The sequence below is a fragment of the Mycobacterium sp. genome (assembly GCF_035499775.1).
Classification (GTDB): domain Bacteria; phylum Actinomycetota; class Actinomycetes; order Mycobacteriales; family Mycobacteriaceae; genus Mycobacterium.
In genome coordinates, this window is record NZ_DATJYB010000256.1 from 1 (window position 1) to 6,311 (window position 6,311).

Here is a 6,311-nt window from a genome sequence, read left to right on the forward strand (position 1 = left end):
GACCGTTGTCCGCCTTCGGGAGCAACGCCACCAGGCGACGGCCGGCGCCCATGTCGTCGCAGCCGATGCCGTCGCCGTTGCCTGCCCGGTGCCCCATGTCGAACAGGAACGGCATACCAGGCTGGCAACGCGCCAATGCCAGGCGCGCGCCGGACTCGTCGATGACGGGCGTGATGGTGCAACCGGACACCGCGTAGAGATGGGCCTCCCGGCCCGCGTCGACGATGATTTGGTGGTTGCCGTCCTTGCTGGGCGTCGACGAGCAGCGCCGTGCGCTCGATGGGACTGGGGCTCGGTATGGCTGCCTCACCGTAGCCCTGGTTCGTGGTGATACCGACGACGCGGTTGGTGAGCCAAAGCGTGGCCGGCTGGCCGGGCCCGCATCCCGGGTCGCATGACGACGGCGCGCCGGGTCTGGCAAAGGGCAACGATTCCCGCTGTCGCGGCTACGGCGGTCAGACGGCGCGATCTCATGGCTGGACTGCCGGGTCCGAAATAATGAGTTCTCCAAGGTTAGGCCACTCGGCTTTCCGCCAGGGCCGACGCTTCCCGTCGCAGCCCGCGTAGCGGGCTTGTATGCAGGGCGCGCCCAATCACGTTGTGGCTCAGCGCACCGACGCCAAAAATATTTCTTCGGAAAGTGTCCCCGAGGTGTGGCATGGCTGCTCCTACCTGTGAATCCGGTCCATCGGGGGCCGGGCCTACATAAGGAGACACCATGAAGAACACCAAGAGCCTGGCGCTGCGCAGCCAGCACATCCGCAACCTCACCCAGGCGGAGCTGCGCGTCGTCCTCGGTGGCGTCGCCGCCGGTTGCCCCGAGGGCAGCCAGCAAACCGGCGGAAACTGCACTCACTCGCACCGGACCAAGTGAGTTGGCCTGACAACGAGTGACATCGTCACAAACTCCACCGCCGCATGTCCGACGCGACGTCGGTTATGCGGCGGTGGTTGGCGTCCACCCTTCTGACTCAAACATCGGCATGCAAGCCTGCGAAGGTACCTCCAGGTCTGCCGACAGGAGGGCCGTCCCAAGGGGACCTTTGTAGAGCGCGTAATGGAATGCGGGTGGCTGCGTATCTATAGGCACCCGTGAGAGGTGCAGAGATTCTTCCGCGAATTTCTGGGCGTGGTCGAGCCAGCGGCGTTCACCGGTGTGGTTGTAGAGGTTGAGCATGGCGTAGGCTTGCCCGGGTCGTCCGCAGCAAAGTTGCGTAAGAGGATTGGGCACCGCGGCCACATGTCGGCCTGCGCCTTCGGCTAGTTTCAAATACCTTGTGTCAGCGAGCATCTCGTCCGCGCGTGTCCACAGGTGGACTATTCCCGCGGTGCCGTTGCACCAACTGGCAGGAAAATCTGTCGAATCTCCATCTGACGACGAGCGGATGTGTCGCTCCCAGCACAGGCCGCCTTCCTGGTGTTCGGCCAAATCGGCGAGCTGGTGAAGACGCGCTGGCAGTGCCGCCGGTAGTGGGTCTTCGGTGATTCGGCACCAGCTGAGCACCGCGTACAACACGCCCGCCCAGCCATGGGCGATGCCGGTTGAGCGGAACCGTTTTTCTTCGGTCAGGCGTGGCATGGTCTCGAGTTGACCCCAGATGTCGGCGAGCAATTGTGCTCCGAGCAACCGCACATCGGGTTGCCGGGGTATCGCCTCGTCGAGCAGCGCCGCAGCCAGCAGCAGCCCCGATGTTCCGAGCGTGACATCGATGTTGTCGCATGGTGGTTGCGCCGCCGCGACAAATCCGGCCAAACCTTCTCTCTCGCAGGCATAATCGTTCGCGGCGTGGCCGATGAGTGCCTTCACGACGTGAAGCCCGGTCGGCGAGTGATACAGTGCGACCGGCCCGCTGATTTCTGAGAGAATCTCGCCATGGGCATCCGCAAAAGCGAACTCGCCCTTGGTTTCAGATTCTTGGAGCGCTCTGTCGATCCACAGCTCGGCCCACGACAGCAGTTGTGCGTCCTCGCGGATGCAGGCCAGCCGGTACAGGAAGTAGGCGACGCCGCCGCTGCCGTAATTGATCGAGGTATACGGCGGCTCCGGCAGACCGGCCTCAAACAGTGCACGGGCCGGATCCAGCCTGCGGAGGTAGTCCGCGAGCAGGCGCTCGCCCTCCGAAAACCGGTTTGGGACAGCTCGTTTCGTCTTGCCCGCTGCCGACTCGGGTATCGCCGCGGCCCGCAACGCCGCCGCGAAGTCGGCCATGCTGTCATACCGGTCGGCGGGGTCGCGGCTCAGAGCACGACCCAAGACCCCTTCCGCGTCCGGCCACGGCGCCACGCCCCATCGTGAAAACGGTTCGGGCTCAGATTGCCCAACCTCTGTGTAGCTGTGTCCGGTGATGAGCTGGTAAATCATTTGCGCGACCCCACGTTGCTCACCGGCGTAACTGACCGGCGGCGGTTTGCCGAAGTCGAGCAGGGTCACCTGCTGGTCCTCGTCGACGAGCACGTTGCGCGGGTGCACATCGCCGTGGATCACCTTCTGCGCGTGCAAGCCGGCATAGGTGTCGGCGATCGCGCAGCACAGGTTGAGCAGTCGTCGCCGGCCCGGCGTTCCGTGCAGGGCGCGCAGTCGACCGGCGGCACGCGCGGCAGTGACGCCCGGACACCACCCCGTAACCAGGTAACAGAATTCAGCAGCCTCGCCATGATGGAGCAAGGCGGGCGTGAAGTGGCCCGGCAAGGACCCCAGGATGGCGGCCTCGCGCCGCATCATCTCGGCCCGCTGCATCGGCGCGCCGGGCCGAGTCCTTTTCAGCGCGACCAGCTCTCCGCGGGAAGTTCGGGCCTGATAGACCTCGCAGTCGTCGGAGACCCGCACCGGACGAACCACCTCGAGCCGTTCCCAAGTGTCGCCGGGACTAAGACCGGCCGCGGCCGGAGCCGGCGCGTCGGATCCCTCGACAACCAGAAAATCGTCGCGGATCAGCTCCTCGAGAACAGGATAGGCAGCATTAAGAATCTCTTCGGGATCGCCGGAATTCTCGACGCAATACCGCAGAACCGCGTCCACTATCGTCGTGTGCTGTGTGAACGCCAGGACGAGGGCGGCCATTTCGCCGTCGATGACCTTCGAGTAGCTCCGACCCGCGGCCCGGGTGAGGATGAAATCGCCTTGCTCCGAAGGCAGTTGGCTTACTTGCACGTCGTTGGGCAGGACGAACACGTCGGTGATTTTCATTCGCACACCATCGGATCGGTCATTTCGGCGCTGCTGCCGGACAGCGGCGTCCACGTGTCGGTGTTGATTCCGTCGAGGCGCGCACGCTGCAGTGCGAACTGCCACGGCTCGAGTCCGGCGGTGGGGGCATCGCGCGCCTCGAGCAGCGCGTCGGCCAGCCGACGGGTGATCCGGCGCCGCCAAGGGTCCGTGCCCCACGAGATCAGCCCGTCCCGGCACAGATCCGCGGTGAACGGCACGCCCTGTGCCGGCGCGTCGTCAAGGCGCTCATCCAATGCGCGGCCCACCTCCTGCAGGTGCTCGACGCTGTCAACCTCGGCCACAATCTTGTCGGTCCGGCACAGGTTCGCCAGATCGGCTCCCATCCTGAAGCCCCGAACGCGCTTCTCGACGAACACATCCACGATCGCGGGCAGCACGTCAGGGATCGACCCGAGTGTCGGGCTCAGGTAAATCTGGTAGCCGGCGACGTTTCGCGGCCCTACGTCTGCGGCGTCGCGCAGCGACCACAGTCGCCAGCTGCCCGTGGGGCGGTCCCGTTCTTGCCACTCTGCGCGTAGCACCGCGGCCAGGCTTCCCGATTCGATTCCGAGGAATTGGCCCAGGGCCGTTTCGTCATTTTTTGGACCCAGGTACCGCTGCCAGCGAGGTGTGAGCGGCATCCGGTTGAAAAAATACAACTGCTCGGCGAGCGCCGGCGCATCCTTTCCCTGCGCTCGCTGCCCAAAGCGCAACGCATCCAGGGAAATCCGCGAAATGCGGCCCGGCTCCTGCACCGGCTCAGTGGGCTCACCGACCAGGTCAAGCGCCGCGGCACCCGAGACGAACTCGTCTTGGAAGGCGATTTGCAGGACTTCGTCGCGGACCAACTCGACGATCAGAGCGTTCACGTGCTCGTCGGCGCCCATCGTGACAAAGGCGGGCAAACGGCCCGGGTGCCTCAACGCGTAGAACAGCAGGGCGGTGTCTTTGTCGACCACCTTCAGGTCCAGGCCCGAGTCCGGCGGCGGGCGCAGCAGACCGAAGCAGTCGTCGCTGAGTGACTCCACCAGCGCCGCCTGCAGAGCAGGATTCAACCGCACAAACTCATCGAGCTCATAGTCAGGGTTGGAACGGAAGACCGCTCCCAAAATATCCGTAAGCGGCGCCGATGCCGTCGATCCACCGGCGTCTTCGGCCTCCTCGGCCCTGGCTGACCGCTCGTGCAACAGGGCCTTGAGCGTGCTTAGCGCGTCCAACCCAAGACCTGTGCTCGTGTTCCCCGCAAATTCGACTCTCAGAATGCGCCCCGGCCATCGTCGGCAACTCTGGAAATTCATCGTAGAGCGCGATGCCAACTGCGAACACCGTTTGCCGCATCGCAATGAACTCCGCCAGGCGGGGTGTTCGCTAGTTCTGCGCCGCAGGGTTCAGAATGGCCTGATAGGAGGTCGGCATGTCTTCCCATTTGGAAGTTTGGAAACCGTCAGGCCGAGAGCTGGTCGCGCTGAGCGGTCAGCGAGTCACGGTTGGCAAGGCCTCCACCAATGTCGTGTCGCTCGAGCACGATACGACCGTGTCCCGCGTACATGCGGTGCTGGAGAATTTCGGCCAGGTTTGGTCCGTACGGGATCTAGGCAGCCGCAACGGCACCTATGTCAACGGAGAACGGATCGTTGCCGAACGGGTCCTGCGGTCTGGAGACGAATTGCGCTTCGGCAGTTCACGTTTGGTCTTCTGGACGACGAGGCAAGCTGACGAAGCGCCGGTTGACGAAGAAACGGAAACGGGAAAAACCATCCTGCGGGCGCCCCGCCTGACCCCGCGGGAACTCGACGTCCTCAAGGTCTTGTGCCGCCCCTTTCTCTCCGACGACCCGTTTCCCGAGCCTGCATCGGTTCGTCGGATGGCCGGTGAGTTGTACGTTTCAGAGGCGGCTGTCAAACAGCATCTGCAACACATGTACGACAAGTTCGGCATCCACTCCGAGGGGGATCGCCGAGTCCGGTTGGCCAACGCGGCCATCCTGCTCGGGGCGGTCAACCGCGCCATGCTGCGTGACCGCGGTACGTAGCGAAAGTGAGCCCTCGCGGGCGCGTCGAACGTGGGGGAAGCTAGGACACCTTGCCGAGCACTCCGCCGCCGAGCATGGCGACGGCGTTGAGGACGCCGCCGCGGTATTCGTCGCAGGTGGGGCATGACTCGATATGGCGCGCAACGCGTTTCCGCACCAGGACAGTGAACTGCTGGTCCCAGCCGGACAGGCTCGCGGCCAGCTCCGGGCATCCGTTCCGGGTGGCGTGTTTGGCCACCAACAGCGCACCCAATGAGCGTTCGACGTTGTCGCGCAGCCGCTGTAGGAGTTTCTTGGTGGAGTCGTAGCTGATCCCCAGGGTTTTTGCGAGATCAGTTCCGGTCACACCGTGGCGGTAGGCAAGCTCCAGCACGTGGCGGTCGCGCTCGGACAATCCGCCGGCCGCCTGCGCGATCAGTCGAGCGAGTTCGTTCCGCGCCGTCTGCGTAAACGGTCCCGGGCCGGTTGCCGCGTTGTCGGGCAGCTCGTCGATGGCGGGTTCGCGGCGCCGTTCGGATATTGCACGCAGCGCGATGCGCCGGGCGATGGCATAGAGCCAGGGCCTCAGCTTGTCCGCGTCACGCAGCTTCGGCAATTCGGCCGTCGCGATGCAGAAGACTTCTTGCACGCAGTCGGAGGCCGCGTGGCGATCGCGGACCAGGCCAACGCAATACGCGTGCAGCGGGGTGGCGTAGCGGTGGTAGATCCCGGCCAATGCCGCACGATCGCCGGCCGCCGCAGCGCGGGCGAGTTCCGCGTCGCTGACAATGTCGCTCTTCGGCAGTGGGGTGATGAATGTCATGACTGAAATGCTCACGGATGGCACTTGACTGCGTAATCACCCGGAAAGCCACATTCCACTGCCGCCAGGGAAGGGTTTTCTATCCGTTTGGCAAGTGCCCGGGAGTAGCACCGCTCGGACGTCTACCGCCCCATCAGTTGCGGCCGGAGGGGACCGGCGGCTGTAGCCGTCGGGGGAATCCGGCCAGGCGAACAGCGTCGCATCGGGTGGTTGTCGGTGTCGTTGCATATGGTGCGTGGTATGTCGCAGCGCCGGTTTCGCCGCACCCC

Annotated in this window: 5 protein-coding genes and 1 pseudogene; 2 read left to right on the top strand and 4 right to left on the bottom strand. The window is 64.6% G+C overall.

Translation table 11 applies throughout. From position 1 onward, the window contains the following. A pseudogene (locus VML93_RS16940) lies at nt 1-310 on the bottom strand (hypothetical protein); the annotation flags it as partial. Nucleotides 311-718: 408 nt separating this feature from the next. Between VML93_RS16940 and VML93_RS16945 the strand changes: the two are divergent. Continuing rightward, complete coding sequence (locus tag VML93_RS16945; RefSeq protein WP_325612389.1) at nt 719-874, top strand: hypothetical protein; 156 nt, start codon at nt 719-721, stop codon at nt 872-874. A gap of 63 nt (nt 875-937) precedes the next feature. Here the strand turns inward: VML93_RS16945 and VML93_RS16950 are convergent, their stop codons facing one another. Next, complete coding sequence (locus tag VML93_RS16950; protein ID WP_325612391.1) at nt 938-3,187, bottom strand: lanthionine synthetase LanC family protein; 2,250 nt, start codon at nt 3,185-3,187, stop codon at nt 938-940. Then, nucleotides 3,184-4,425: a hypothetical protein gene (locus VML93_RS16955; RefSeq protein ID WP_325612392.1), complete on the bottom strand. Its 1,242-nt coding sequence runs from the start codon at nt 4,423-4,425 to the stop codon at nt 3,184-3,186. The genes VML93_RS16950 and VML93_RS16955 overlap by 4 nt, the downstream gene beginning before the upstream one ends. Before the next feature lie 197 nt (nt 4,426-4,622). Here VML93_RS16955 and VML93_RS16960 point away from each other — a divergent pair, with 197 nt between their 5' ends. Beyond that, the gene (locus tag VML93_RS16960; RefSeq protein WP_325612393.1) at nt 4,623-5,240 is read left to right on the top strand and encodes an FHA domain-containing protein; all 618 of its coding nucleotides are present in this window, start codon (nt 4,623-4,625) and stop codon (nt 5,238-5,240) included. A 40-nt stretch (nt 5,241-5,280) separates the two neighbouring features. On the opposite strand, the gene VML93_RS16965 is transcribed toward VML93_RS16960, so the two are convergent. Next, on the bottom strand, nt 5,281-6,042 hold the full coding sequence (locus tag VML93_RS16965; RefSeq protein WP_325612394.1) for a sigma-70 family RNA polymerase sigma factor: 762 nt from the start codon (nt 6,040-6,042) through the stop codon (nt 5,281-5,283). Between the last annotated feature and the right edge of the window lie 269 nt (nt 6,043-6,311).